General features: G+C 67.8%; 28 protein-coding genes. 21 read left to right on the top strand and 7 right to left on the bottom strand.

The features are described 5' to 3' along the window. Nucleotides 1-86 precede the first annotated feature (86 nt). Nucleotides 87-746 carry a DUF4331 family protein gene (locus AC1RM6_RS20330; protein ID WP_493104562.1) on the top strand — a complete coding sequence of 220 codons (660 nt, stop codon included), beginning with the start codon at nucleotides 87-89 and terminating at the stop codon, nucleotides 744-746. Continuing rightward, a complete protein-coding gene (locus tag AC1RM6_RS20325; protein ID WP_493104560.1) occupies nucleotides 743-1,468 on the top strand; it encodes a DUF4331 family protein in 726 nt (241 codons plus the stop codon). Before AC1RM6_RS20330 ends, AC1RM6_RS20325 begins: the two co-directional genes overlap by 4 nt. Here AC1RM6_RS20325 and AC1RM6_RS20320 read toward each other — a convergent pair. After that, the gene (locus AC1RM6_RS20320; RefSeq protein ID WP_493104559.1) at nucleotides 1,401-2,702 is read right to left on the bottom strand and encodes a HupE/UreJ family protein; all 1,302 of its coding nucleotides are present in this window, start codon (nucleotides 2,700-2,702) and stop codon (nucleotides 1,401-1,403) included. The genes AC1RM6_RS20325 and AC1RM6_RS20320 overlap by 68 nt on opposite strands. Then, nucleotides 2,699-4,039: a tetratricopeptide repeat protein gene (locus tag AC1RM6_RS20315; RefSeq protein WP_493104557.1), complete on the bottom strand. Its 1,341-nt coding sequence runs from the start codon at nucleotides 4,037-4,039 to the stop codon at nucleotides 2,699-2,701. Before AC1RM6_RS20315 ends, AC1RM6_RS20320 begins: the two co-directional genes overlap by 4 nt. A gap of 154 nt (nucleotides 4,040-4,193) precedes the next feature. Here AC1RM6_RS20315 and AC1RM6_RS20310 point away from each other — a divergent pair, with 154 nt between their 5' ends. The 12 genes from AC1RM6_RS20310 to AC1RM6_RS20255 all read left to right on the top strand — a co-directional run bounded on the left by AC1RM6_RS20310 (nucleotide 4,194) and on the right by AC1RM6_RS20255 (nucleotide 16,200). Further along, complete coding sequence (locus AC1RM6_RS20310; protein ID WP_493104555.1) at nucleotides 4,194-6,386, top strand: TonB-dependent receptor; 2,193 nt, start codon at nucleotides 4,194-4,196, stop codon at nucleotides 6,384-6,386. Beyond that, the gene (locus AC1RM6_RS20305) at nucleotides 6,383-7,453 is read left to right on the top strand and encodes a PepSY-associated TM helix domain-containing protein (protein WP_493104595.1); all 1,071 of its coding nucleotides are present in this window, start codon (nucleotides 6,383-6,385) and stop codon (nucleotides 7,451-7,453) included. Before AC1RM6_RS20310 ends, AC1RM6_RS20305 begins: the two co-directional genes overlap by 4 nt. Nucleotides 7,454-7,463: 10 nt before the next feature. Continuing rightward, on the top strand, nucleotides 7,464-8,519 hold the full coding sequence (locus tag AC1RM6_RS20300; RefSeq protein ID WP_493104553.1) for a hypothetical protein: 1,056 nt from the start codon (nucleotides 7,464-7,466) through the stop codon (nucleotides 8,517-8,519). A gap of 121 nt (nucleotides 8,520-8,640) precedes the next feature. Further along, a complete protein-coding gene (locus AC1RM6_RS20295) occupies nucleotides 8,641-9,066 on the top strand; it encodes a c-type cytochrome (RefSeq protein WP_493104551.1) in 426 nt (141 codons plus the stop codon). Nucleotides 9,067-9,122: 56 nt separating this feature from the next. Beyond that, on the top strand, nucleotides 9,123-9,845 hold the full coding sequence (locus AC1RM6_RS20290) for a COG4315 family predicted lipoprotein (protein WP_493104549.1): 723 nt from the start codon (nucleotides 9,123-9,125) through the stop codon (nucleotides 9,843-9,845). A 134-nt stretch (nucleotides 9,846-9,979) separates the two neighbouring features. Further along, nucleotides 9,980-11,182 carry a hypothetical protein gene (locus AC1RM6_RS20285; RefSeq protein ID WP_493104547.1) on the top strand — a complete coding sequence of 401 codons (1,203 nt, stop codon included), beginning with the start codon at nucleotides 9,980-9,982 and terminating at the stop codon, nucleotides 11,180-11,182. Next, nucleotides 11,179-12,897: a DUF1592 domain-containing protein gene (locus AC1RM6_RS20280; RefSeq protein ID WP_493104545.1), complete on the top strand. Its 1,719-nt coding sequence runs from the start codon at nucleotides 11,179-11,181 to the stop codon at nucleotides 12,895-12,897. Before AC1RM6_RS20285 ends, AC1RM6_RS20280 begins: the two co-directional genes overlap by 4 nt. Beyond that, a complete protein-coding gene (locus AC1RM6_RS20275; protein ID WP_493104543.1) occupies nucleotides 12,894-14,228 on the top strand; it encodes a DUF1552 domain-containing protein in 1,335 nt (444 codons plus the stop codon). The genes AC1RM6_RS20280 and AC1RM6_RS20275 overlap by 4 nt, the downstream gene beginning before the upstream one ends. Further along, nucleotides 14,225-14,695 (top strand): VOC family protein, encoded by a 471-nt coding sequence (locus tag AC1RM6_RS20270; RefSeq protein ID WP_493104541.1) that lies wholly within the window; start codon nucleotides 14,225-14,227, stop codon nucleotides 14,693-14,695. Before AC1RM6_RS20275 ends, AC1RM6_RS20270 begins: the two co-directional genes overlap by 4 nt. Before the next feature lie 52 nt (nucleotides 14,696-14,747). Continuing rightward, nucleotides 14,748-15,002: a high-potential iron-sulfur protein gene (locus AC1RM6_RS20265; RefSeq protein ID WP_493104539.1), complete on the top strand. Its 255-nt coding sequence runs from the start codon at nucleotides 14,748-14,750 to the stop codon at nucleotides 15,000-15,002. 24 nt (nucleotides 15,003-15,026) lie between these two features. Further along, the gene (locus tag AC1RM6_RS20260) at nucleotides 15,027-15,686 is read left to right on the top strand and encodes a cytochrome b/b6 domain-containing protein (RefSeq protein ID WP_493104537.1); all 660 of its coding nucleotides are present in this window, start codon (nucleotides 15,027-15,029) and stop codon (nucleotides 15,684-15,686) included. 61 nt (nucleotides 15,687-15,747) lie between these two features. After that, entirely contained in the window at nucleotides 15,748-16,200 is a 453-nt protein-coding gene (locus tag AC1RM6_RS20255) for a MarR family winged helix-turn-helix transcriptional regulator (protein ID WP_493104535.1), read from the top strand. A gap of 11 nt (nucleotides 16,201-16,211) precedes the next feature. On the opposite strand, the gene AC1RM6_RS20250 is transcribed toward AC1RM6_RS20255, so the two are convergent. Further along, nucleotides 16,212-16,802, bottom strand: a complete 591-nt coding sequence (locus AC1RM6_RS20250; RefSeq protein ID WP_493104533.1) for a type II toxin-antitoxin system VapC family toxin — start codon at nucleotides 16,800-16,802, stop codon at nucleotides 16,212-16,214. Between the two features lie 6 nt (nucleotides 16,803-16,808). After that, nucleotides 16,809-17,033 (bottom strand): hypothetical protein, encoded by a 225-nt coding sequence (locus AC1RM6_RS20245; protein ID WP_493104531.1) that lies wholly within the window; start codon nucleotides 17,031-17,033, stop codon nucleotides 16,809-16,811. Nucleotides 17,034-17,356: 323 nt separating this feature from the next. On the opposite strand from AC1RM6_RS20245, the gene AC1RM6_RS20240 reads away from it, so the two are divergent. Next, complete coding sequence (locus AC1RM6_RS20240; RefSeq protein WP_493104529.1) at nucleotides 17,357-18,463, top strand: endonuclease/exonuclease/phosphatase family protein; 1,107 nt, start codon at nucleotides 17,357-17,359, stop codon at nucleotides 18,461-18,463. After that, on the top strand, nucleotides 18,463-19,680 hold the full coding sequence (locus tag AC1RM6_RS20235; RefSeq protein ID WP_493104528.1) for a TonB-dependent receptor domain-containing protein: 1,218 nt from the start codon (nucleotides 18,463-18,465) through the stop codon (nucleotides 19,678-19,680). The genes AC1RM6_RS20240 and AC1RM6_RS20235 overlap by 1 nt, the downstream gene beginning before the upstream one ends. A 74-nt stretch (nucleotides 19,681-19,754) precedes the next feature. Here the strand turns inward: AC1RM6_RS20235 and AC1RM6_RS20230 are convergent, their stop codons facing one another. The 3 genes from AC1RM6_RS20230 to AC1RM6_RS20220 form a co-directional block, all read right to left on the bottom strand. Further along, nucleotides 19,755-20,039 carry a type II toxin-antitoxin system RelE/ParE family toxin gene (locus tag AC1RM6_RS20230; RefSeq protein WP_493104527.1) on the bottom strand — a complete coding sequence of 95 codons (285 nt, stop codon included), beginning with the start codon at nucleotides 20,037-20,039 and terminating at the stop codon, nucleotides 19,755-19,757. Next, nucleotides 20,020-20,325: a type II toxin-antitoxin system RelB/DinJ family antitoxin gene (locus AC1RM6_RS20225; protein ID WP_493104525.1), complete on the bottom strand. Its 306-nt coding sequence runs from the start codon at nucleotides 20,323-20,325 to the stop codon at nucleotides 20,020-20,022. Before AC1RM6_RS20225 ends, AC1RM6_RS20230 begins: the two co-directional genes overlap by 20 nt. Before the next feature lie 106 nt (nucleotides 20,326-20,431). Then, entirely contained in the window at nucleotides 20,432-21,322 is an 891-nt protein-coding gene (locus AC1RM6_RS20220; RefSeq protein ID WP_493104523.1) for a LysR family transcriptional regulator, read from the bottom strand. A gap of 121 nt (nucleotides 21,323-21,443) precedes the next feature. Here AC1RM6_RS20220 and AC1RM6_RS20215 point away from each other — a divergent pair, with 121 nt between their 5' ends. The 5 genes from AC1RM6_RS20215 (at nucleotide 21,444) to ribB (ending at nucleotide 26,370) form a co-directional block, all read left to right on the top strand. After that, nucleotides 21,444-22,244 carry an SDR family NAD(P)-dependent oxidoreductase gene (locus tag AC1RM6_RS20215; protein WP_493104521.1) on the top strand — a complete coding sequence of 267 codons (801 nt, stop codon included), beginning with the start codon at nucleotides 21,444-21,446 and terminating at the stop codon, nucleotides 22,242-22,244. A 159-nt stretch (nucleotides 22,245-22,403) separates the two neighbouring features. Continuing rightward, nucleotides 22,404-23,438, top strand: a complete 1,035-nt coding sequence (locus AC1RM6_RS20210; RefSeq protein ID WP_493104519.1) for a zinc-binding dehydrogenase — start codon at nucleotides 22,404-22,406, stop codon at nucleotides 23,436-23,438. Nucleotides 23,439-23,440: 2 nt separating this feature from the next. Continuing rightward, a complete protein-coding gene (locus tag AC1RM6_RS20205) occupies nucleotides 23,441-24,262 on the top strand; it encodes a sugar phosphate isomerase/epimerase family protein (protein ID WP_493104517.1) in 822 nt (273 codons plus the stop codon). A gap of 54 nt (nucleotides 24,263-24,316) precedes the next feature. Next, nucleotides 24,317-25,102, top strand: coding sequence for an SDR family NAD(P)-dependent oxidoreductase (locus AC1RM6_RS20200; RefSeq protein ID WP_493104515.1), 786 nt, complete (start codon nucleotides 24,317-24,319; stop codon nucleotides 25,100-25,102). A 173-nt stretch (nucleotides 25,103-25,275) separates the two neighbouring features. Continuing rightward, nucleotides 25,276-26,370 carry a 3,4-dihydroxy-2-butanone-4-phosphate synthase gene (ribB, locus tag AC1RM6_RS20195; protein WP_493104513.1) on the top strand — a complete coding sequence of 365 codons (1,095 nt, stop codon included), beginning with the start codon at nucleotides 25,276-25,278 and terminating at the stop codon, nucleotides 26,368-26,370. Nucleotides 26,371-26,405 lie beyond the last annotated feature (35 nt).

Here is a 26,405-nt window from a genome sequence, read left to right as displayed (position 1 = left end):
GGACATGAATGCGGTATTTACGGCCTGACTATTCGTGCGCTATATATTGTAAATTAGTGATGCGTAGCTAGAGCGTGGGGTGGGGGATGACAGGCATTCGAAAGGCGCTATTCGCGGGCGCGGCTTTCCTCGTCGTCGGAATGGCGGGTATCGCGGCGGTCGACCGGCCGACCAGGGCGGCCGACCATCTCGATCCACCCGCGCGCACCGATCCCGATGTCGACAGCACCCCCGACATGCCGGCCGACATCGCCGACGTCTATGCCTGGCACACCGAGAGCAGCGTCGTCATCGCGGTGACCTTCTCGGGGCCGCAGTCGACGACCCTGCCGGCTTCGTATGACCGCGACGTGCTCTACACGATCAACGTCTCGAACGACGCGGTCGCGACCACGCCCGAATATAAGATCGAAACCCGCTTCGGACAGGACGGTGCGGCCAATGGCGTGCAGATCGCCGGGCTGCCGGGGGTGACCGGCGCGATCGTCGGTCCGGTCGAAACCAACCTCAACAAGGATGGGGTGCTGGCGCGCGCCGGCCTGTTCGACGATCCTTTCTTCTTCGATCTTCAGGGCTTCCGGACGACGCGCTCTACCGGGGTGCTCAGTTTCAACAATCGCCGCAACTTCTTCGCCGGGCAGAATCTGACCGCGATCGTGTTGCAGATCCCGCGGGCCCGGCTCGAGAATGGAACCAACCCGATCCGGATCTGGGCGACCACCGCACGCTTTGGAGGGCAGAAATGAAGACGTTCCGCTCCTCCTGTCTCCGGTTCGCGCCGCTCGGCGCCCTGCTCCTCCTTGCCGCCTGTGGCGGCGGCGGTTCGGGCAGTTCGAGCGGCCAGTCGGCCGGCACCCCGACGCCGGTGCCGACCCCGACGCCCAGCACCCCGCCGCCCGCGCCGGTCGGCGCCAATTTCAGCGTGCTGTCCTGCCTCCAGCAAAAGGTGACCCCGGACAAGACCCTGTTCGACCTGGTCATCCCCGACACGGTGACGATCAACCTCAGCCAGCCATCGGGCTTCCCCAATGGTCGCCGGCTGACCGACCCGGTGATCGACCTCACGCTCGCGGCCTTGTTCCTCGATCTGACCAAGCAGCCGGTCACCACCCTGGCCAACCTGCCACTGAACCCGCCCGCGAACGACGTGCCGTTCCGCAGCGAGTTCCCCTATCTGGCGCCGCCGCAGGGCAATCCGCCGCTCAGCCTGACCGCCGGGACCAACTATAATTTCCGCACCGATCCGGCGACATCCTATGTCCGGGTCGACCGGATGGGGATGCCCGCGGTCGCCACCGCGGTGATCTCGTCGTCGCACAAGACCGACTATAATGATTCGAACCCGTCGGACGATGCCTCGCTCAAATTCACCTCGGACATCGAATCGACCCTGACCGGGCTCACCAACGCGCTGTCGGACGATTTCGCGACGGCGGGCCTTTCGATGTGCGCGGTGCCGAAGGGCTGATCGCCACCGCGATCGCGGCCAGGATCGCCAGCGCGCCGACGATCCACGGCGCCTGGCCCAGCGCCGCGTCGATCGCGCGGCCGACGGGGTTCTCGCGTTCGAATGCCCGCTCGACGATCCACGCGATGGCCGCGAACCCGGCGAGCGCCGCCGCGATCGACCGGAACCGCGCATAGAGCGGCATCGATCGCGCGATCAGCACCAGCAGCGGCGCCACCACCGCGACCACGCCGAGCTGGACCAGCTCGATGCCGATGTTGAAGCCCAGGATCGACTGCGCCTTCTGCAGCGGCTCGAGCCCGAAATTGCCGATGATCGTCGCGAACGCCATGCCGTGGACCAGGCCGAAACCGCCGGCGACCCAAGGCTCGCGCCCCGCGAAGATCGGCCGCCAGGCATGGATCGCCGAGATCAGGATCGATACCGCGATCGCGATCTCGACCGGCCGGGTCGGCAATTGCCATCCAAGAAAGGCGCCGGCGACCAGGGTCGCCGAATGGCCGATCGTGAAGGCGGTGACGATCGCGACGAGGTGGCGGATCGTCGTGCGCAGATCGGCCGCGACCGCCCAGCGTCCGCCGCGCGCCAGCAAGGGGGCGGGCAGCAGCAGCGCGAACAGGAACAGCAGATGGTCGTGGCCGATCGCGATATGGTGCACGCCCAGCGCGATCGCCGATCCGAAACCGCGCAGCGAACTGCCGCTGCCCTGGTCGATCGTCAGCGCCCGGCTGCCCGGCTGCAGCCCGCCGAGCAGCCGCGGATGATCGCTTAGATGCCCGCCCTGATAATCGGCGCGCAGGAACAGCAGCACGACATGATTGGGTACCCGGTCGATCACCCCGGCATAATTAAGGTCGAACCGGCGCGGCGATGCGCCCGCGGGCGGGGTCAGCAGCAGGTCGGCCTGCAGGTCGGGGCCGCCCGCCGCCGCGACGACATGGATCGATCGCATCGCCTTCGCCCAGCGCCGGCCGTCGGGCGCCACCGCATCGGTCCGGTCGAGCAGATAGCGGGTCACCGTCGCGCGCGATCCGGGCGTCAGGTCGCCCCCCGCCAGAGCGACGTCGCCGAGCGCATAGCGCAGCTCACCGAGCGGGATCACGATATGCGCGAGCAGTTTCGTCTCGCCGATGTCGAGCATCACCTCCGAATTGGGGGTCATATGCGCGCGCGCCGGGGCACCGGCGAGCATCGCCGCCGCCAGCGCGAGCCAGGCGAGCAGCAGCCTGATCAATGGCCGAACCAGATCAACGCCGCCTCGCGGTCGAGCGCGTGCGGATTGATCGCGGTCGCCTGTTGCTGCTCGGCCGCCGCGGCATCGCCGTCGCCGAGCAGTTCATGGGCCTGCGCCGCGGCGGCATGCTGCTCGGCCGACACCCAGGGCGATGCCGAGACCGTGCGGAGCAGCCGCAACGCCTCGGCGGGCTTGCCGTTGGCGATCCATGCCCAGGCGAGCGCGACCGCGGTCGCGCCATAAGGCCGGTTGGCATAGTCGCGTTTCGCCAGGTCGAGCGCGCGGCGCGGGTCGCCGAAACTCAACTCATGCTCGACCGCATGGCCATAGGCGGCCTCGGGAAACAGCGCTAGCCGCCTGTCCCATGCCGCGGCGGCGCGGCCCGCCCATAGGGCCGAAAGGCGCGCATCGCCGTCGAAGCGGTAGAGCGCGGCGAGCATGTCGCGGATCTCGGGGCTGTCGCTCCGCTTCGCCAGCGCGGTGAAGCGGCGGATCGCGCCCGCCCGGTCGCCGGCCAGCGCCGCCATCTGCGCGCGGTGCGCCTCGATCAGCCAATGGCCGGGAAACACCCGGTCGGCGGCATCGAAGTCGGCGCCGGCCGCCGTCCAGTCGCCGCGCTGCAGTTCGATCGTCCCGCGCAGCAGCGCCAGATTGGCGAGCGTCTGCGCGGTCGGCAGCCGCATCCCGGCCTCGATCGCATCGATCGCCGCCAGCGCCGCGTCGGGGTCGCCGGTCTTCGACCGATAGACTGCGAGCCGATAGCCGTCGCCGCCCTCGCGGCCGCCGGCATGCTGATAGGCCGCCAGTGCCCTGGGATAGTCGCCGCGATAGAAGGCGATGTCGCCGCGCATCGCCGCGACCTCGTCGCGCTGGTCGGCCTCGACCGGCACCGCATAATGGTCGATCCGGTCGAGCATCGTCTCGGCGGCACCGAGACGATGGAGGCTGAAATCGACCACCGCCTGGGTCAGATGCGGGCCGTCGCCGGGGCCCGCGACCGCGAAGGCGCGATCGAGCGCATCCTGCGCCCCGGCATAATCGTCGAACGATCCGGTCAGCCGCGCCCGCGCCAGTTCCGAATAGGCCAGCCGCTCCCAGCGCAGCCACTCGCCGGTGTAGGTCGTGGCAAGTTGGCGATCGCCGGGAATACGGCGATCGAGCCGCGCCAGCGCCTGGTCATAGCCGAGCGGTGCCCCGCTGGTCGGGGTGCGGGCAGGGGGATGCGCCGGCCGTTCCCAGCGCAGCCAGCCGAGCCCGAGCAGGCACACGATGCCGATCGCGATCAGCAGCAGGACCGGCAGGCGCAGGCTGGTTCGGCTGATGCTGATACTCGACATTGACTGCCCCTCTCACCGGCAGTGATGGCACATAAAGCCGGGCTGCTCGACCTCATTCTCATTTGATCGTGCGGCTCGGCAGGGTGATGGAGTTGCTAATGACTTGCAGTAATATATAATTTCCCCTAAGCGAAAGCGCGAAAAAGGGGACTAAATGCTTCGCTATAACCATGTCGCCGTCTCGCTGCTGGCGATGACGATCGCCGCGCCGGGCCTTGCCCAGAGTGCCACCGCGGCCGTTGCCCCACCCGCTGCCGATGCCGCGATGGAAGAGTCCGTTGCCGACAGCGATATCGTCGTCACCGCGGCGCGCAGTGCGTTGCCGGCCAGCGCGCTGCCGCTCACCGTCGACCTGATCGCCAAGGCCGAGCTCGATCAGCAGATCGCGATCTCGGGGTCGGTGACCGATGCGGTGGCGGCGCTCACCCCGTCCTTCTCGCCGACCCGCGGCAAATTGTCGGGGGCGGGCGAGACATTGCGCGGCCGCTCGCCGCTTTATGCGATCAACGGTATCCCGCAATCGACGCCCTTGCGTGACGGCAGCCGCGACGGCTTCACCATCGATGGTTTCTTCGTCGACCGGGTCGAGCTTATCTACGGCTCGAACGCGCTGCAGGGGGTCGGCGGCACCGGCGGCATCGTCAACCAGGTCACCGTCGGTGCGCCGAAGGCCGAGGGCGTGTCGGGCCGGGTGCTGCTCCAGGGCACCGCCGACGACGGTTTCAGCGGCGACGGCATCGGCGGCAAGGCCGCGGGGCTGATCCAGTACAAGGCCGATCGCTTCGATGCGACCGTCGGCGCTGCCTATGAGAAACGCGGCGCCTTCTACGACGCCGACAGCCGCCGCATCGGCGTCAACCTGACCCAGGGCGAGACCCAGGATTCGAACACGCTCTCGCTGTTCGGCCGCTTCGGCTATCAGCTCGGCGATACCGGCCGCATCGACCTGATCGCCAGCCGTTTCGAGTTGAAGGGCGACGGCGACTATGTCGCGATCGCCGGCAACCGGCTGACCGGGATCCCGACCAGCGCGATCAAGGGCAATCCGCCGGGCGAGGCTGCCGCCAGCCGCACCGAGAGCGTGGCGCTGTCGCTCACCGATAGTGCGCTCGGCGGCGGCAATTTCGTCAGCCAGATTTTCTTCAACCGCACCCGCGACACGTTCGGGGCCGAGGTCAATGCGATCGCGACCTTCCAGGATATCCGCATCGCGCCGATCGGTACCCTGATCGACCAGTCGCAGAACCGCTCGCGCAAGCTCGGGGGCAAGATCAGCTATGAACGCAAGGTGCCGGGTTTCGAGGCGCTGACCCTGATCGCCGGGCTCGACGCGCTGGTCGACAAGACCGAGCAGAAGCTGATCGCGACGGGGCGCGTCTGGGTGCCGCCGACCGATTTCCGCAGCATCGCTCCGTTCGGCCAGGCCAATCTCGCGCTGTTCGACAAGAAATTGCGCTTCGCCGGCGGCGCCCGCTGGGAGAATGTCCGGATCAAGATCGACGATTATACCACGCTCGCGTCCACCACGACCCCGGCCGGCGGCGTCTCGGTCGCCGGCGGCGCACCGACCTTCGACGATGTCCTGCTCAACGGCGGCGTCATCCTCGAGCCGTGGACCGGTATCCGCGCTTATGCCAGCTATGCCGAGGGCTTCACCGTTCCCGATGTCGGCCGTATCACCCGTGCGGTCGGTCGCACCGGGGTCGACATCGACAGCTTCCTCGACATCGCCCCGATCATCTCGAACAACCGCGAGATCGGCCTCGAGCTCAAGCGCGGGCCGCTCGACGCCGGCATCACCTATTTCTGGTCGTCGAGCGACAAGGGGCAATTGCTGATCGCGCGCGCCAACGGCATTTTCGACGTCCAGCGCCAGCGGGTCGAGATCGAGGGTATCGAGATCAACGCCGGGGTGAAGCTGCCGATCGATGGCCTCAAATTCTCGATCGGCTATGCCCATCTCAAGGGACGCTACGACGCCAGCACCGTGCCTGACGGCAAGGTCGACACCGATCTCGACGGCACCAACATCTCCCCCGACCGGCTCAACCTCGCGCTGAGCTATGCCAAGGGGCCATTGTCGGCACGGGTCCAGACTCAATATTATTTCAGCCGCACCTTCAACGGGCTGGTGCGTGATCCGCGCAACAATTTCGGCGGCTACGACCTGACCGATGCCAATGTCCGCTATGAGACCGGCTATGGCGGGATCAGCCTGTCGGTGCAGAATCTGTTCGACAAACAATATATCGACTATAGCAGCGACACCCGGCTCCCGACCGACAATTTCGCCTATTTCGCGGGGCGCGGGCGGGTGTTCACCCTCGGTTGGGACTATCGTTTCTGAAGACGCTCGACACCCTCCACCGCTGGACCGGCGGGTTGATCGGGCTGGTGCTGGCGCTGCTCGGCCTGTCGGGCACGATCCTCGTCCACCGCGACGCCTGGATCATGCTGCCGCACGCCGGTGACGCGCGGATCGCCGATCCGTCCGCGCTCGCCGCCGCGACCGCGCGGATGATGGCCGATCCCGCGCACCGCCCGCAAAGCATCCTCTACGCCAATGACGGCTTCGGGCTCGACCGGCTGACCTATGCCAAGAGCGCGGGCGCCTATGCCGACCAGGCGGGCAACGTCGTCGCTCGCTGGGACAGCCTGTGGTCGCGGCCCGAACTGTGGATCTTCGACTTCCACCATCATCTGTTCGCAGGCGACACCGGCGACTGGGTAATCGGTCTCGCCGCCGCATGCGGCCTGTTCTTCGTGATCTCGGGCAGCATATTGTGGTGGCGGCAGCGCAAGACCTTCGAGGCGCGGCCCTGGCCGAAGCGCTGGAGCCGGCCGGCGATCGTCCGCCAGCACCGCGACCTCGGCATCATGGTCGCGCCGCTGCTGCTGCTGTCGCTCTACACCGGGCTGGTGTTCGTCTTCCGCCCGGCCTCGGCGCTCGCGCTCGGTCCCGGCGCGCCCGCCGCGGTCGAACGCGCGGGCAAGGCGCCGCCACCACTTAAGGTCGATCTGTCCGACCATCTCGACTGGGCGGCGATCGTTCGTGCGGCGCATGCCCGTTTCCCCGAAGCCGAGCTGCGCCTGGTCAGCCTGCCGCGCAAGGACAGCGGGCTGATCGCGGTGCGGATGCGCCAGCCCGAGGAATGGCTGCCCAACGGCCGCACCATGCTTTGGTTCGCCGCCGATGACGGCCGGCTGATCGCCGCGAGGGACGCGCGGGCGATGGACGGCCGGGTCAAGGCCTATAACCTCTTCTATCCGCTCCATGCCGCCAAGGTCGGCGGGCTGGCTTTCCGCCTGCTGATGAGCCTGTCGGGTCTGGCACTCACGATGCTGGGTAGTCTTGCGGTATGGAGTTTCTGGTTCGCCCGGCCGAAGAAGAAACCGAAGCGCCGACCGGCGTAAGGGGGCGAGGATGCGGGTTGCGATGGCGCGGTTGCTGGCGACGCTGGCCCTTCTCGCAGCCCCGATATCGGCCCAGCAGGTGTCGTCGGTCGGACGCGACTGCCGGGACGATCGCGGCGCCGATCGCTGCGATCCGAAAGGCCAGGCCGCATTGCGTGCCAAATTCGGTATCGACCCGGTCGAAGTCTATACCGACCGCAAGGCGGCGCTGCTGCGCGCCGTCTATATCGACGGCTATGGCAATGCGGTCGGCGTGGTCGACTTCACCCGCAATCCCGGCGAGGAACCGCGGCTGTCGGTTCGCGTGCTGCGCCCCGATGGCTTCACGTCGCGGGTTGCCGAGATGGGCGCGGTGGTGCCGCTGGCGACATGGGAGGATCTGCTCCGTCGCAGTGCCACCTTCGACCGCGACTTCATGCCGCTCCCTGGTCCCGCCCGCGACGAGATCGAGTTCTGCCTCCACGGCTGGATGGCCACCGTCGAGGCGGCGCTGCCGTCCGGCAAGGTCCGGCGGAAAACCCAGAGTGCCTGCGGCGGGGAGGGAGTGGTGGTCGCGCTGTCGTTCGACTTCGCGCGCACCGCGTTGGCGCTGTTGCCGGCCTGCGCGCTGCTCGATCCCGATCAGCACCGCAACGATGTCACGCGGCTGGCGGTGTGCGCCACCCTCGAAGGCGATCGTGCCGCGGCGGCGCTGGCGCGCAACGTCTATGGCAGCAACTGGTTCGCCAATCCGCACGGCCCCGACATGGCCTTCCCGTTGCGGCATCTTTTCTTCGATCATGCGCGGATCGAATGGGCTGGCGAGCCTCCGGCCGATGGCGCCGCCGCCGCCGCTCTGCTGTGGACGACCAAGATGCCGTCGCGCCATCTCTTCGTTCAGCGCCTCGTCGGCGAGACCGCCGATCGGGTGCGGATCGAAGCGATGATCGACGAAGCCGGCGCGGCGCCGGACCAGCGACGGGTCGCGTCCGTCACCCAGATCTGGACCCGCGAAAATGGCTTCGGTTTTCGCCTGTCGGCGATGACCGTGGGCAAATCCTTCTCGCCGCCGCTGCCGAAACCCTGATCGCGACACAGTTCATCATTTGACTAGTTCTGAATATGAACTAATATCCCCGTTACGCTATCGCCGTCGCCTGGAACGGGAAGCGCAGGAGGTGCGGGTGATCAGAGGCTATCGAACGGCTATGGTGGTGGCGCTTGGGCTGGCCGCGCCTGCGGTGCTGGCGGCGGATGTCGCGCCGCCGCGGGTCGCCGGGCTGCGCGAGCTCGGTGCGGCGTTCAAGAACGTCAATGACGAGCTCAAGTCGGGCACCCCGCAAATCTACATCATCCAGCTCTCGGCCCGGCAGATCCGCGATGCCGCCAAGCTCCAATATGGCTGGTTCCCGGCGGGAAGCGGCCCCGCGCCCGGCCGCAAGACCGCGGCGAAGCCCAAAATCTGGACCCAGCCGGCGAAGTTCAAGGCCGCACAGGACGCCTTCGCCACCGAGGCGGCCAGCTTCATGAAGGTTGCGCAGGGTGGCAATGTCGGGGCGATCAAGGTCGCCGCCAAGTCGCTCGGCCAGACCTGCGGCGGTTGCCACCGCCCGTTCCGCGTCGAGGAACGCTGACCATGGCGGCGTCCGGCGAAAGATCGCGGCGCCGTCGGCAACGAGAGGAGAAGGTGATGCGGCGCTATCTGCTGGCGATGACGATATTGGCGATGCCGCTGCCGGCGACGATCGCGGGCGCGCAGGCGGTGACCGAGGCGACCGCGGTCGGCGACGGCCATCCGGCCGGAGTCGGCTTCGTGCCGGCCGCCAAGGGTTTCCGCTTCGTCGATGCCCATGGCATGACGCTCTATGCGCTCAACATGCGGCTGGCGCGATCGCGTTCGGGCGCGACCCTCGATTTCTGCACCGGTCCGTGCACGCAGAGCTGGACCCCGCTCGCCGCCCCCGCCGATGCCAGGCCGATCGGCCGCTGGAAGCTGGTGAAGGCGGCGCAGGGCCCGCAATGGAGCTACAAGGACGATCTGGTCTTCACCTACAAGATCGATCGCAAGGGCACCGCCGCCGGCGACGGCGCCGACTATCTCTGGTCGACGATCGCCTATGTCCCACCGGCGCCGACGCTGGTCGCCCCCGCGATCGTCGCCCCGCGCTTCGTCGACAAGGCCTATATCCTCGCCGACACCGACGGCCATCCTTTGTTCTCTGCCAAGGGTAAGGCCTGCGACGCCGATTGTGCCGGCTGGCGTCCGCTGCTCGCCGGTCTGGCCGCCAGGGACATCGGACCCTGGTCGGTCGTGCGCGAACCCGGCCGCACCGCCTGGGCCTATCGCGGCAAGCCGGTGTTCGTCAGTGAGACCGACGAGTTGCCCGCAGCCGGCGCGGTGCTGCGGCCCTGAGGATCGATTGCGATCGGACACGCGCGGCGGTTGCGGAGCGGAGCCTGGACAATTGTAGTTCGTATTTTGAACTTGATTGCGCGTCGCGACTCATATAGTTTCAAAGATGAACAAAAAATAGGGAGAGCGAGGCCATGAAGCCCCGATCACACCGCCCGGCCGTGCGTGCGCTCATGATCGCCGCGATCCCGGTCGGACTCGCTGCGGTCACCGTCGCGCTGGCGACCACGCCCGGCGCCTCGACCGAGCCCAGCCCCGCGGCCGCGCCGAGCAGCCATCCGCGCGAACTGGGTTTCGTGCTCACCGCCTTCGCGCCGGCCATCTACCAGGGCAAGGATGATTGCCCAGACGGTCTCGTCGGGACGGTGCGCGAAAATTATCTCGACTCGTTGCCCGAGGCCGAACGCACGCGGCTGCTGCTCAAGGTCAACGAGCCCGAACTCACCGCGCGCTGGAAAGCCTATGCGCTCGGTCCCGAGCACAGCAACATCTGCGCCAATCCCGAAAAATTCAGCCGGCCGGTGGCGAAGCTGATCGAAGGGCCGATCGCGCGCGGGCTCAATCTCGACGGCGACAGCGGCGATGGCGCGGGCGCATCCGACGGCTGCGCCCATGACAATTTCACCGCCCCCGATGGCGAGAAGGGCATCGACAACCAGGCCTATCGCGCGCTCGGCTGCACCCGGAATTACCGTGGGGTCGACGGGCTCGGCGGCGACGGCATCGGCGGCCAGAACGCGATGCTCGCGACCGGCGAGCAGAGCAAGGTGCTGCTGCTGCGCGGGGTCGACAGCCTCGCGAACGATCCCGACGTCGAGGTGATCTTCGCGACCACCGACGATCGGCCGGTGCTCGACTCGAAGCGCAATTTCATCACCGGCGCGAGCTTCAGCGTCACCGACAATCCGGCCTGGCGCAACGTCCTCCACGGCCGGATCGTGAACGGCGTCCTCACCACCGATCCCGCCGACATCCGCGTGTCGCGCCGCATGGGCCATGGCGGGGCGGCCGGGCTCAACGCTGAATTCGACATGCGCCGTGGCCGCTTCCGGCTCGCCTTCCAGCCCGACGGATCGATCAAGGGGCTGTTCGGCGCCTATCAGCCGATGCGCAACGTCATCGTCTCGACGATCAACGGCGGCATCGGCGCCGCCGAGACCGCGGGCATCGACTGCGCCGCCGAATATGCCGCGCTCACCAAACTTGCCGATGGCTTGAAGGATCCGAAGACCGGGCGCTGCACCGCGATCTCGGCGGCGCTCGACGTCGCCGCGGTACCGGCCTTCGTGATCGATCGTCCACCCCATGCCGACAAGCCGAGGATCGCCGCCCGATGAAGACCTCGTTCCGCCTCGGCGCCGCGTTCGCCGCCGCGCTTGCGACCCCGCTGCTGCTGCTCGGTTGCGCCGGCGATCCCGCCGCCAAGGTCGCGACCGCCGACCAGGCGCCGCTGCTCGATGCCCCGCTCGGTCAGGTCGTCGGCATGCGTCGGCTGACCGAGGCGCAATATCGCAACGCGATCGCCGACATCTTCGGCGCGGACATCGTCGTCGCCGGCCGGTTCGAACCGATCGTCCGTCCGGCCCATCAACTGCTCTCGACCGGCGCCGCCAGCGCCGCGCTTTCGCCCGCCGGGCTCGAACAGTTCGACGCGATCGGTCGCGCGATCGCCGCGCAGGTCTTCGACGAAAAGCACCGCCCGTCGATCATGCGCTGCGCCCCCGCCGACGCGACGAAGCCCGACGACGCCTGCGCCGCGGCGACCCTCACCCCGATCGGCCGCTATCTGTTCCGTCGCCCGCTCACCGCCGCCGAACAGAAGGGCGTCGTCACCATGGCCAATGCCGCGGCGGCGCGGACCGGTTCCTTCTACCGCGGCATGGAACTCGCACTCGGTGCGATGCTGGTCGCCCCCGATTTCCTGTTCGTCGTCGAAAGCGCCGAACCCGATCCCGCCCATCCGGGCGCGATGCGGCTCGACGATCTGTCGCGCGCATCGCGGCTGAGCTTCCTGCTGTGGAACACCACGCCCGACGATGCGCTGCTCGCCGCGGCGCAGGCCGGCAGGCTCACCGACGATGCCCAGTTGGCCGCGATCGCGGGGCGGATGGTCAAGTCGCCCCGGCTCGAAGACGGCGTGCGCGCCTTTTTCGCCGACATGCTGCTGTTCGAGAAGTTCGACGACATCGCCAAGGATCCGGTGGTCTATCCGCGCTTCAACCCAGACGTCGCCAAGGCATTGCCCGAACAGATGCTGCGCACCATCGTCGATGAACTGGTCGCCCGCGACGGCGATTATCGCGACCTGTTCACCACCCGCCGCACCTTCATGACCCGCGCGCTCGGCCCGGTCTACAACGTCCCGGTCCAGCACCGCACCGGCTGGGAGCCTTATGAGTTCGCGCCCGAGGACGGCCGCGCCGGGTTGCTCAGCCAGGCGGGCTTCCTCGCGCTCTATGCGCATTCGGGGCGCAGCTCGCCCACGCTGCGCGGCCGCGCGGTGCGCGAGCTGCTGCTGTGCCAGCCGGTTCCCAACCCGCCGGGCAACGTCAACTTCACCGTCGTCCAGGACACGACCAACAAGGTGCTGCGCACCGCCCGGCTGCGGCTCAGCGCCCATGCCACCGATCCCGCCTGCTCGGCCTGCCACCGGATCACCGATCCGATCGGCTTGCCGCTCGAGACCTTCGACGGCATCGGCGGTTTCCGCGCCAGGGAGAATGGCGCCGATATCGACGCCTCGGGCAGCTTCGAAAGCATCGCCTTCACCGGCGCCGCCGGCCTCGGCAAGGCGCTGGCATCGAGCCCGTCGACCAGCGAATGCCTCGCCTCGCGGGCGCTCGAATATGCCACCGGCAGGCCCACCGACGACGAAGGCGCCACCGTCACCGCGCTCGACAAGGGTTTCGCCGCCGACGGCTATCGCTTTCCGGCGCTGATGCTGCGGGTCGCGACCCTTGCCAGCGCCTATCAGTACAAGGCCGATCCCGGCCGCACCCCAAGCGTCGCTTCCATAGCGACCAACTCCACATCGAGAGGAGGCGTACGATGACCATCGACCGCAGGACCGCGCTGCGCGGCATGATGAAGGGCGCCGGGGTGATGGTCGGGCTACCCCTGCTCGACATCTTTCTCGACGGCAATGGTGCGGCGATGGCCGCGACCGGTGCGCCGGTGCCGGTGCGCTTCGGCACCTGGTTCTGGGGGCTCGGCGTCAATCCGCCGCGCTGGTTCCCGTCGAAGACCGGCAAGGATTATGAGATCACGCCGGAACTCGAGCCGATCCGCGCGCTCAAGGCGAAGATCAACATCCTCGGCGATTTCGCGGTCCCGCTCGACGGCAAGCCCAACCTGCCGCACACCAGCGGCGGCATCGGTATCCGCACCGGCTTCGCGACCACCGCCGAAGGCGGGTTGCCCGCGCCGTCGTTCGACGTGCTGATCGGCGACCAGATCGGCACCCGCACCCGCTTCCGCTCGCTCGAAGTGTCGGCGACGGGGGATCCGCGCAATTCGCTCAGCGGCCGCGGCAACGGCAATCTCAACCCGGCCGAGATCTCGCCGATGGCGCTCTATACCCGCATTTTCGGCCCCGGCTTCGCCGATCCGAACAGTGCGACCTTCACCCCCGATCCGCAGACGATGGCGCGCCGTTCGGTGCTGTCGGCGGTGACCGACCAGCGCCAGGCGCTCGAGACCCGATTGGGGGCCGCCGACAAGCAGCGGCTCGACCAATATTTCACCTCGATCCGCCAGCTCGAAAAGCAGCTCGACGTCCAGCTGACCAAGCCCGAGCCGATGCAGGGCTGCGTCGTCCCGCGGCGGCCCGGCGAACGCCAGGTCAACGCCGAGATCGAAAATGTCATGGAGAACCACAAGATCATGACCGATCTGCTGGTGATGGCGCTCGCCTGCGACAACACCCGCGTGTTCAACATGAATTTCAACAATGGCGCCTCGTCGCTGACCCGGATCGGCAGCACGATCACCCATCATCAGCTCACCCATGAGGAGCCGCTCGACAATCGCCTCGGCTATCAGCCCGAGGCGAGCTGGTTCATCAACAAATGCATGGAGGGTTTCGCCTATTTCGTGTCGGCGCTCGACGCGGTGAAGGAGGGCGATCGCACCCTGCTCGATAACACCCTGGTGTTCGCGCATTCGGAGACCGAATTCGCCAAATTCCACACCATCGACAATATCCCGATGATGACCGCGGGCAGCGCCGGCGGGCGGGTCCGGACCGGCCAGCATATCGGCGGCGAGTCGACGCCGGTGACCCGTGTCGGCCTGACCCTCCAGCAGCTTATGGGGGTGTCGGTCGACAAATGGGGTGTCGCCAGCCTCGAGACCAACAAGCCGGTGTCGGAGCTGCTGGTATGAAAGCTGCGTTCGCCCTCGCGCTGCTGGCAATGGCCGCGCCTCCCTTGTCCGCGGCCGAACCCGCCGCCACCGTCGGCACGGTGATGGGGCCGGCGCTTCGTTCCTCCGACATCGCGCGTTCGACCCGATTCTATACTGTGGGTCTCGGCCTCGTCCTCGCCCGCAAGATCGAGACCGAAGGGGGTACCGAAGCGATCTTCACCTTCGCCACCGGCCGCCCGCCGATGATCCTGCTGTTCACGTCGAAAGACCCGGCCAAGGCCGGGCCGATCGCGCTCGGCGACGGCTATGGCCGCACCCTGCTCGGCGTCGCCGATGCCGACGGCCTCGTCGCGCGCCTGAAGGCGGCCGGCTATGCCCCGGGCGAGGTCCACGCCAATGCGGTCAACCATATGAAGACCTTCTGGGTGAAGGATCCCGACGGCTATGCCTATGAGATCAGCGAACGGCCCGGGGCCGCGCAATAATATGGACATGCCGGACTCCGGTCGTCGCAACCTGATCGGGATTGCGGGTAGCTTGCTACTGCTCGGTCTTGCCGGCCCGGCGCTCGCCCAGGCCCCCGCCTGCTTCGATCTCGACGCGCTTCCCGCCAGCCAGAAGGGCATGCGCCGGTCGATCGGCTTCAAACCGGTCTCGCCCGATCCCGCCAGGAAATGCGCGACCTGCTCCTTCTTTACGCCGGCGGGCGGCGATTGCGGGAAATGCGCGCTGCTGAGCGGCGGTGCGGTCGCGACCGGCAGCGTCTGCGACAATTGGGCGGCGAAGGGCTGACCGGTGGCGGAGGCAGAAGGCGCCGTGCGTGGCAGGGTCTGGGTCTGGGACGTGCCGATCCGGCTGTTCCACTGGGCGATCGTCGGATTGATCGCTTTCTCCTGGTGGAGCGCCACCACCTTCCACATGGACTGGCACCGCTGGTCGGGGATCGCGGTCTGCGGCTTGCTCGTCTTCCGCATCCTTTGGGGCCTGGTCGGGACCAGCACCGCGCGCTTCGCGACCTTCGTTCGCGGTCCCGGTGCGGCCTGGATCTATCTGCGCGGCCGGTATCCCGCGACGATCGGCCATAATCCGCTCGGCAGTTGGAGCGTGGTCGCCCTGCTGCTGGTCCTGGTGACCCAGGTCGTCTCGGGCCTGTTCGCGGTCGACATCGACGGCATCGAATCCGGCCCGCTGTCCGACCGGATCGACTTCGACCAGGGGCGCACGGCGGCGGCGATCCATCATCTCGGCTGGACCGCGCTTATGATCCTGATCGCGCTCCATGTCGCGACGATCCTCGTCTATCTGCTGGCCAAGCGCCGCAACCTGACCGGGGCGATGCTCACCGGCTATCAGCGCGGGCGCGGTGCGGCGGGCGAGCAGGGGGCGGTCCGCGCCCCGCGCTGGCGGCTCGCCGTCGCGATCGCGGTTGCTGCCATCGCCGCCTGGTGGGTCGCCAACGGGCTGCGGCTCGGCTGAGTCGGAGGGTCCGGACCCATCCTTGACACCCCCGGAGGCCATGGATACCGCATGCGCACCGATGAACGATCGCACGCCACGCCGCGAAGACTTGCCCTGGGACGAAATCGGCTTCGTTGCCGAGAAGATGTCGTTCGCATCGCGGCCGCTCCACGCCGCGGTCAAGGACATCGTCGAGGAATATGATCTCGGCCCGCGCGGTGCCTGGATTCTGCTGCTGATCCACACCGGCGAAGTCTATCCGCTCGACGTCGCCAATGTCTTCGGGGTCGGCCGCAGCCTGATCACCGCCGAACTCACCCGCTTGATCGCCGCCGGCCTGATCACCTCGGTCCAGGGCAAGACCGACCGCCGCCGGATGGAACTGACCCTGACCGAAGAGGGCGAGCGCACCTATCTGCGCGTCAAGCAGGGCCTCTCGACCCTGATCAACGGCCGCCTGCGCCACTATAGCCGCGAGGAAATCCTGCTGTGCGCGCGGATCCTCCAGGACATGCAGGCCGGCGGCGAGTAGGCGCGCTGTCGCTATACCGGCCCCCGGCCCCGGGGCGTGCGATCCTCTTTCCGATAAAGCAGTACCCGGCCGGCCGGTAGCAGCTGTAGCAGCACGTCAAATTCGGCAACGTCCATCGTCAGCAGCGTGAGGCCCAGCTTCTGGGCCTGCAGGAACAGCACGCAGTCGTGCAGCGCCTTGAAGCGTGAATCCTTCCCATAGCCCTGCAACCGGCACAACATCCCCGCCAGCAACGCAGCCCGTCCCAGTACATCGGCGTCGGGTGCCAATATACGGTGCGAGGGCATCGCCCTGACCTGCTCGCGGATCGCGGTGATCGCGTCCACAGTACGCGGGTCATTGGGCTTCAACACACCGGCTGCATGCATCAATTCCTGGATCGCGATCGTCGAATGATTGATCCGGCGCGTGTCGATCAGCCGCTCGACGATCACCGGGGCGCGTCCCTGCATCTGGTTGATATAGACGCAGCTGTCGAGCAGCAGCGGCGAGCCGGCAATGTCCGCATCGGTCGCGAACGGAAGCGTGTCGTCGGGTCTGCGCGCCAATGTCCTGCCCGGATCGAACCGCGCCCAACGCAGCGCGCCGTCGATATCGAACATCGGTCTTTAGAAACCGAGATCCAGATCGGGATCGATCGTGGCACGCGCGGCCCTGAACCGCTCGGCGAACCCGTCCTCTAGCGCCACGCTGGCGAGTGCGAATTCGATCAGGTCGGTGTCGGTCGCGATGCCCGTGCGCGCCTTGGCTTGGGCGATCAGCGCGGGACTGACCCGGCCGGCGATGCGCCCGGTCTTGGCGTCGAGAAATCCCGACCGCTCGGCCGCGGCCATCACGGCATCGACCGGGCTTTCATAAGGGACACGCGCCTCATGGACGATTCCGCCTGCGGATGCAGCGCTGCCGGTTTCAGGGCGTTTCCGGCTTATAGTGCTTCGCCTCGCCATTGATGTCACCTGATGTTGAACGAAATTCGATTTTGTTGAACTTAACATGGATACGGCACCGGTTGAAGAGGCCGCGGTTCCTGAGGGCACCGCTTCCCTTCACGTTAGCTGCCATCTCCGTGCCCCCGAAATTTCACGAAGCTGCAGCCTGACCGCAATAAGCAGGACTCACTGATCGTCTAGGCACCCCCAACGATGGGGATCGTGTTATGAAGATGTATCTGGATGCAGCGTTGTTCGCCGGGGTCGCGATGCTGTCGGCCGCCGGGTCGGGCAACGGCGATGTTCGCCACCATATCGACCCGCCCGCGCAGATCGCCGCGCGGGCCGGCACCGATCCGCTGTCGGTGATGACCTATAATGTCGAAGGCCTGCCATGGCCGGTCGCGACCGGGCGCGACGCCGCGCTCGGCCGGATCGCCGATCGGCTGGCGGCGATGCGCGGTGCTGGGCGGCAGCCGCATATCGTCCTGCTGCAGGAGGCCTTCACCGATCAGGCGGCGCAGATCGCGCGGCGCGCCGGTTATCCGCATGTCGCCTTCGGTGCCGGCACCGCGCTGCGCAGCCCGATCGCGCCGACCGCGGCCGATCGCGCCTTCGTCGACGCCGCGCGCTGGGATCGCGGCGAACGGCTCGACAAGCAGTTCGGCAGCGGCCTGATCATCCTGTCCGACTATCCGATCACCGCGGTCGATCGGTTGGCCTTCCCCGATTTCGCCTGCGCCGGCTTCGATTGCCTCGCCAACAAGGGGGTGCTGCTGGCGCATGTCAGGGTGCCTGGCATCGCCGATCCGGTGCCGGTCGCCAACACCCACCTCAACGCCCGCAACGCCTCGGGGGTGCCGCACGAGCGCTCGGGACGGGCCTATGCCCGGCAGGTCGAACTGATGGCGGCCTTCCTGCGCCGTCACGTCGCGCTGGACGCGCCGCTGCTGATCGGCGGCGACATGAACATCGGCAAGGACGAAGAGCGCGCGCGCATCTTCTTCGCCGGCTTCGCGCGCGCCGGGCTCGGTTTCGTCCGCCCGCATCTCAGTGGGCTGCATCGCGCGCTCGGCGAGGCGGTCTGGGCCGACGGCCGCACCCGCGACGACATGAAATTCTCGATCCAGCGCCGCAAGGACTGGCTGTTCGCGCGCGGCATCGGCGGTACGCCGATGCCGGTCGCGCTCGCGCATATGCCGTTCGGTTCCGAGCCCGATGGTGAGCCGCTTTCCGACCATTTCGGCTATGTCATCGACTATGCCCCGCCACGCAGCGCGCCGACCAGCCTGGCCGGCGCCGAAGCGCGCGGCATCGTACGGCGGGTCGGCTGATGCGCCGGGCACGCCACATCGCCGGCTTCTGCGCGCTGCTGCTATGCGGGCATGGTGGCCTCTCGGCGTCTCCGCTCGCCGAGCCCGATGCTTTCATCCTGCGCCCGACGCCGAAGCCGTTCATGCCGCTCCTGTCCTCGCCGGGCCTGCCCGGCGGCTGGTACCGGCTCGATCCGCTCGACCGCATCGCCGCCGACGATCGCGGCAATGTCCCGACCATCGGCATTCGCCGCAAGACCCGGCATTTTACCGCCCAGGCCGCCTTCGTGGCGGTGCCGCTGCTCGCCGGACAGTTTCGCGCCTTCCTCGACCAGCCGCGCAACGTCCTTCCGCGCAGCCGGATGACCTCGCTGCTGCTCGAGGACGAGGTCGCGCTCGACGACCGGCTTTCGTTGCGCGCCGGCTGGAGCGCGCTCAAGCTCAGCAACGGCAATGCCAATATCACCGTCGGGCGGGGCCGGTTGAAGCTCAAGGCGCATGACTGGTTCATGCCGCGCGCGTCGCTCCATCTCCAGGCGGGGCAGGGGATCGGCCTATGGCTCGGCTATAGCCAGTCGATGTCGGCCTATGGCGAGACCGGCTCGACGGGACCGCTCGGCCTGACCCTCGGCGAGTTCGAGGCATTGCGCGATCGCCTGCGGCCCGAGCGGCGCGAAAGCCTGCGGCTGCGCGCCGAACTCGACCCGGCGCCCGGCGCGCATGTCGCGGTCAGTCTCTATGGCGGCCGCGTTGCCGATCGCCTCGCCTTTGGCGATCATAGCTATCTCCCCGAGACGATCGGATCGGCTTCGGTCCGCGGCGCCGCCGTCCGCGCGACGATGCGCGTCGCGCCCGGCATGCTCTGGTCGGTCGGTTACGACCAGGCGCGGTTCGACCCGGTCGTCGGGCCCGGCGCGGGCGGCGCCGTCTGGGAACGCGATCTCGCCACCGAGGCGAGCTGGGCCGGCGGCCCATGGCGCACCTCGCTCCGGATCGCCCGTACCAGCGCTCCGGCGTTGCTCGATGCGGTCCAGGTCCGGCGGGCCTCGTGGCGCATCGAAACCGGCATCGACTATGCGGCGCTGCGCATCGGCCGTCGCTCGGTCACCCTGTTCGCCCGGCTGACCGAACCGAGCCGGCTCGCCAGCGCCAACATGCCCGCCGACGACGCCCCCGCCAGCCTGCGCGCCCAGGACCTCGCCCGCACCGCAAAGCTGGGCACGGCGATGATTTTCTAGATGGGCTGCCGTCTCGCCCCCGTGCTGGCGAGCATGGCCCTTTCCGAGGTCGACCTCGGGTCAAGGCAATTGCGTCAGCTTGGCCAGATCTGCGCAGCGTGCAGGATCCGCAGGATGGTGACCCGCAGTTGGTCTTCCGAGTAGACGACTATATAGTTTCGCCGGACCAGCATCTCGCGCGTGCCTGGAAGACGGCCCGTCTCATAGAGTTTGGGATGTTCTACCAATGCCGCGACTTTCGCCTCAATGTCGTCCTTGAGCCTATGCGCGGCATCGGGATTGTCGTCCGAGATATGATCGATGATCGAGAGCAGGTCGGTGCGTGCCGCTTTGCGCCACTCAAGCCTCGCTTCGGGCACGCCGCTTCCTGTCGATCAGGGCCTGAACCTCATCCATGACTTCGGCATGGGGGATCGTTGGACTCCTGTCGTCCAGTGCCTCCTGCACTTTCGCGCGGAACCATGCGTCATGTACTGAGGAATCGACTGTAAATCCGGGGGGAAGGCCTCCTTCCTTGGCGACGCGGGTCAACAGGATGCGAACAGCATCAGACACGCTAAGGCCGACATTGGCGAGCGTCTCGGCGGCTTTGGCCTTGAGATCGTCGTCAATGCGGACGTGCAGCATCGAGGTTCGGGCTACCATCAGATATCTCCTCGAACCATATATGTATCTCATTTGAGATACGATCAAGCGCTGGCCGAGGTATCGGCATGTGACGATCGCCGTCGCGAAGTTTGTCCCGTCTGCGTCATTCTATCACCCCTTCGAGGACTTCGATCACCGCGGCCTCGATCCGCTCGCCCGTTGCGCGACCATTTTTGCGCCAGGCCAGGCAGGTCGTCAGCGTCAGCGCCGGTTCTTCGATCAGGCAGCCGCTCAGCCGCCCCGTGCTCAGCGCGTCGCCGCAATAGGCTTCGGGCAGCACCGCATAGCCCGCGCCGCCCGCGACGAGCTGGCGCGCGAGCCGCGGCGAGTCCGCCTCGACCCGGATGTCGAGCGCGAGTTTCGCCCGCGCGGCGGCCGCGTCGAGGATCGAGCGCAGCCCGACATGGTGCGTCGGCACGATCAGCGGCAGTCCCGCGACGGCCCGAAAGCCGACCGGGCCTGACCCGAGCAGCGGATCGCCCGGCGGCCCGACCAGCAGCAGCGGATCGCGCCGCAATATCTTGTCGACCAGCCGGACGTCGTTCGACGGTTCCTCGATCAGCGCGAAATCGATCACCCCGCGGTTGAGCCATTCGATCAGGCTGCCGTTCGGCGCCTCGGCGATGCGCAGCGCGATCTTGGGAAAATCGCGCCCCATCCGCCAGGTCAGGTCTCCCGCGAGCAGGTCGCCGATCGCCGACGGCATGCCGATCGTGACATTGCCCTCGATCCGCGAGGCGTAGGAGCGCACGCTCTGCAGCGCGAGTTCGAGCGCGCGCAGCGGCCCGGTCACCGATCCGCGCAGATGCTCGCCCTCCTCGGTCAGCTGCATGCCACGCGCGGTCCGGCTGAACAGGCTTACGCCGAGTTCCTCCTCGAGCAGCCGCATCTGCCGGCTGAGCGCGGGCTGGGCGATGCGCAGCACCCCGGCGGCCTTGGTCAGCGAGCCGTCCTCGGCAATCCGCACGAAATAGCTGAGTCGCCTGATCTCCATGTCGTCGAGCTATACAATTTCCTTATGTCATATGAACCGAGATTATAGTGGTTCGATATGTCGCGGCGGCGGTAGAACGATGTCTGGGGAGCCGGCCAAGCCGGCCGGTGAGGAGAGGTCGATGAGCATCGCGCAGAAATACGGGCCGTGGGCGGTGATCGCCGGGGCCTCCGAAGGCACCGGCGCGGCATTTGCGCGGCTGCTCGCGGCGGAGGGCGTGCCCTCGGTGCTGATCGCCCGGCGCGAGGCACCGCTGACCGCGCTCGCCGACGGCATCCGCGCCGACACCGGGGTCGAATGCGTCACTGCCGCGGTCGACCTCACCGCGCCCGACGCGCTCGATCGCATCATCGCCGCGGTCGGCGACCGCGAGGTCGGGCTGTTCGTCGCCAATGCCGGGGCCGACGACAATGGCGCCTATTTCCTCGACGCCGGCATCGCCGCCTGGACCGGCCAGATCCAGCGCAACGTCATGATCATGACCCAGGCCAGCTATCATTTCGGTTCGGCGATGCGCGCGCGGGGGCGGGGCGGGCTGCTGCTCGTCAATTCGGGCGCCTGCTATGGCGGGTCGAGCCATATGGCGGTCTACACCGCGACCAAGGCCTTCATGCTGTGCTTCGCCGAGGGGCTCTGGGCCGAGTTGCGCGACAAGGGGGTCGACGTCCTCACCCTCGTCCTCGGCCGCACCGACACCCCGGCCTTCCGCAAGCTGCTCGCCGAAAAGGGCCAGCCGGTTCCCGAGGGCATCGCCACCGCCGAGGCGGTCGCCGAAGCCGGGCTCGCCCGCCTGCCGCACGGGCCGATCCACAATTTCGGCAGCCCCGACGATGCGGGCGGCTTCGGCTATGCCTCCCCCGACGACCGCCGCCAGCGCGTCCTCGCGATCGAAGCCGCCAGCCGCGCGGTGTTCGGCAAGTAGAAGCCGATCGCCCTCCCTTTCGTCGTCCCAGCGAAGGCTGGGATCCATGTCTCTTCAGGCAAGCAATGCCAGCGCAAGTGAAGAGAGACATGGGCCCCAGCCATCGCTGGGGAGACGGCGAGAGTGGGGCGGCCATCTGACTATAAAGAGGAATGCTCGATGAAAGCCGCCTATATCGAAAACGGCCAAGTCCTCGTCGGCGAGATGCCCGAGCCGACCCCGGGGCCGGGCCAGGCGCTGGTGCGCACCCATAGCTGCGGCATGTGCGCGTCCGAGCAGCATTTCCTTCATTCGGGCCAGAACGTCATCGATCTCTCGCGCAAATATGGCGGGCCCTATGCCGCGCTCGATTTCGCGAAACCCTTCATCCCCGGCCATGAATATGTCGGCGAGGTGATCGATTATGGTCCGGGCAGCCGGCGACCGGTCAAGCCGGGCCGGCGGGTCACCTCGATGCCGGTGATGCGCGCCGCCGGCAGCCACAAGGTGATCGGCTTCAGCCATGAATGCCCGGGCGGGTGGGGCGAGCTCATGCTGCTCGACGAAAATGCCCTGCTCGAGATTCCGGGCGACCTCGACGACGATATGGCGGCGATGACCGAGCCGCTCGCGGTCGGGCTCGAACATGCCCGGCGCGGCCGACCGACGAAGGACGATGTCTGCCTGGTCGTCGGCTGCGGCGCGATCGGGTTGGGGGTGATCGCAGGCCTGAAACTGATGGGGATCGGTCCGATCATCGCCGCCGATTTCCACCCCGGCCGGCGCGAGGTCGCGATCGCGATGGGTGCCGACATCGCGATCGATCCGCACAGCCTGTCGCCTTACGACCCGATCCCCGATCTCGGTCAGCGCCGTGCCAACCTCGTCTATGAATGTGTCGGCCTGCCCGGGCTGCTGCCGCAGATCATCGCCGCGGTCGGGTTCGATGCGCGGATCGTGATGGGCGGCTATTGCATGGAGGAAGAGCGCTTCTACGTCTTTGCTGCGCAGAACAAGCGGCTGACCGTCCATTTCGCGGCGGGCGAGGAGGCGGAGGACATGGCGCTCGCGCTCGGGTCGATCGCCGACGGCCGCATCGACGTGCGGCCCTGGCTCGGCGGTCGCATCGGCCTCGGCGCGGTCGCGCAAGCGGTAGCCGACATGTCGGGGCCGACCGCGCCGATCCGCACCGTCGTCGATCCGCGCCGGCTGTGATGGTGCCCCGCGCCACGCCGCGCCTCGGGATCGAGGCGCTCAGCGTCTTCGGCCTGCCGCCGGTCGCCTATGTCGAACTCGCCGCCGATCTCGGTTGCCGGTGCATCTCGATCGGGCTGACGACGATACCCTATAACCCGCACGGCTATGCGCCTTGGTCGCTGCGCGACGATCCGGCGCTGCGCCGCGAGATGGTCGCGGCGATGCGAGATCGCGGCGTGGCGATCTCGCTCGGCGAGGGCTGCACGATCCGCGCTGGCCGCGATATCGCCGACATGGCCCGCGATCTCGACCTGCTCGCCGAACTCGGTGCCGAGCGGATCAACGCGGTCAGCCTCGATCCCGACCGCGCGCGCAGCTTCGACCAGTTCGCCATGCTCGCCGAACTGGCGGCGGCGCGCGAGATGGTCTCGACCGTCGAACTCTGCCCGGTGCTGACCATCGCCAGCCTCGCCGACGCGCTCGACCTCGTCGCTTATGTCGGCCGGCGCGATTTCGGCCTGCTGCTCGACACTATGCACCTCGCCCGCTCGGGCGCGACCCCGGCCGATCTCGCCGCGCTCGATCCTGCGCTGATATCCTATGTCCAGCTGTGCGACGCGCCGCTGGTGCCGGCCAATCCCGATTATATGGACGAGGCGACCTTCGCGCGGATGGTCCCGGGCGAGGGCGAACTGCCGCTCGCCGCTTTTCTCGCCGCGCTCCCGGCGCTGCCGGTCGTCAGCCTCGAGGTGCCGTTGCGCGACGAGGCCGAGGCGGGCATCGCCCCGGGGATCAGGCTCGGCCGTGCGGTTGCGGCGACCCGCAAGCTGCTTGCGGGCTGATCCGGGCGCGGCCATCGTCGCACCCGAACAAGCGATCATCGACGAGGGGATGACATGAGCGACCAGGACTTCACCACCCGTTTCGGGCCGACGGCGCTCGTCACCGGCGCCTCGTCGGGAATCGGCCGGTCGTTCGCCGGCGCGCTCGCCGCGAAGGGCCTCGACCTCGTGCTGGTCGCGCGCCGGATCGACCGGCTCGAAGACCTCGCCACCCAGCTCCGCGCCGACCATGGCGTGGCGGTGACGCTGTGCCCGGTCGATCTCGCGCAGCCCGATGCCGCGGCGCAGGTCCTCGACGCGACCGCCGCGGTCGATATCGGCCTCGTCGTCAGCAACGCCGGCTTCGGGGTGAAGGGCGATCATGCCGGCAACGACCCCAGGGCGATGAGCGAGATGCTCATGGTCAACTGCCACACGCCGATGCTGCTCGCCCATGGTTTCATCCCGCGGCTGCGTGCGCGGGGGCGGGGCGGGCTGGTCTTCATCAGCTCGGTCGAGGCGCTGATCGGCTGTCCTTTCTCGACCGGCTATTCGGCGACCAAGGGCTTCGTCAACAATCTCGGCGAGGGGCTGTGGGGCGAACTCACCCCCGAGGGACTGACGGTCCTCACCGTCTGCCCCGGCGCCACCGACACCGAGGCGCTCGCGCGTGCCGGCATCGACCGGACGTCGATGCCCAATCTCATGGCACCCGACGACGTCGCCGGTCTCGCGCTCGACCATATCGACGACGGCCCGGTCTATATCCCCAGCGACCATTATCGCGCGATGTTCGGCCAACTCGCCGCGATGCCGCGCCGCGATGCGCTGACCGCGATGGCGGCGAGCATGAAGCGGTAGGCTGATACCAGGCCTTGGTGAGCCTGACTCACCGAGACCTGGTATCAGCCCGTGCGGCACTTGAGCATATCGATCGAGGATGCGTCAGCATCTTCGAGATCGCGTATTAGCCCCACCATTGAGGTTCCCTGGCTTTCGGTCTAGCGGGGCACCAAATCGGAAGGGATCAGTGCATGTCCATCACATTGGCGTCGACCGAGGAGATCCTCGAAGAGATCCGCCTCGGCCGCATGGTCATTCTCGTCGACGACGAGGATCGCGAGAATGAGGGCGACCTGATCATTCCCGCCGGCATGGCGACTCCCGAGGCGATCAACTTCATGGCGCGCTTCGGCCGCGGCCTGATCTGCCTGTGCCTGACCGAGGAGCGCGCCCGCGACCTCAATCTCGAACCGATGGTGCGCACCAACGGCACCCGTCACGGCACCGCGTTCACCGCCTCGATCAATGCGGCGATGTCGGAACATAATCCGATCTCCGCCGCCGGCCGCGCCCACACGATCGCGACCGCGATCGCCGCCAACGGGCCGGCGTCGATCGCCACTCCGGGCCAGGTCTTCCCGCTGATCGCCCGCGACGGCGGCGTCCTCGTCCGCACCGGCCATACCGAGGCCGCGGTCGACCTCGCCCGCCTCGCGGGTCTGAACCCGTCGGCGGTGATCTGCGAGATCATGAAGGACGATGGCGAGATGGCGCGGCTCGACGATCTCGCCGTCTTCGCGAAGGAGCATGGCCTCAAGCTCGGCACGATCCGCGACCTGATCCTCTACCGCCGCCGCCACGACCAGCTCGTCGAGCGGGTCTGGTCGCGCGAGATCGACACCGACGAGACTGGCAAGTGGCAGGCGATCGTCTACCGCAACCGGGTCGACGATTCGGAGACGCTGGCGCTGGTGAAGGGGGTGATCGACCCGGCCACGCCGACGCTGGTGCGCATGCACGTTCCCGACGCGCTCGCCGACATGATCCACGCGAAGACCCCGCGCAAGGGCCTGCTCGACGCGTCGATGCGCACCATCGCCGATGCCGGCGAAGGGGTGATCGTGCTGGTGAGCCCGAGCCCCGGCAAGGCGCTGACCAGCTTCGCGATCTCGACCGACGGCACGCCGATCGGCCGTCCCGAAATGCTGCGCGATTATGGTCTCGGCGCCCAGATCCTCGCCGATCTCGGCGTCCACGACATGCGCCTGCTGACCAACACCCACATGGACCTGATCGGCCTCGCCGGTTACGGCCTCGCGGTGGTCGAGGAACGGCCGTTCACCTGACTCGATTCACCCCTCCCTAAGAGGGAGAGGTGAAT

This window comes from Rhizorhabdus sp. GW822-FHT03C02 (assembly GCF_058801765.1).
This window is presented reverse-complemented; position numbering and strand designations above follow the sequence as displayed.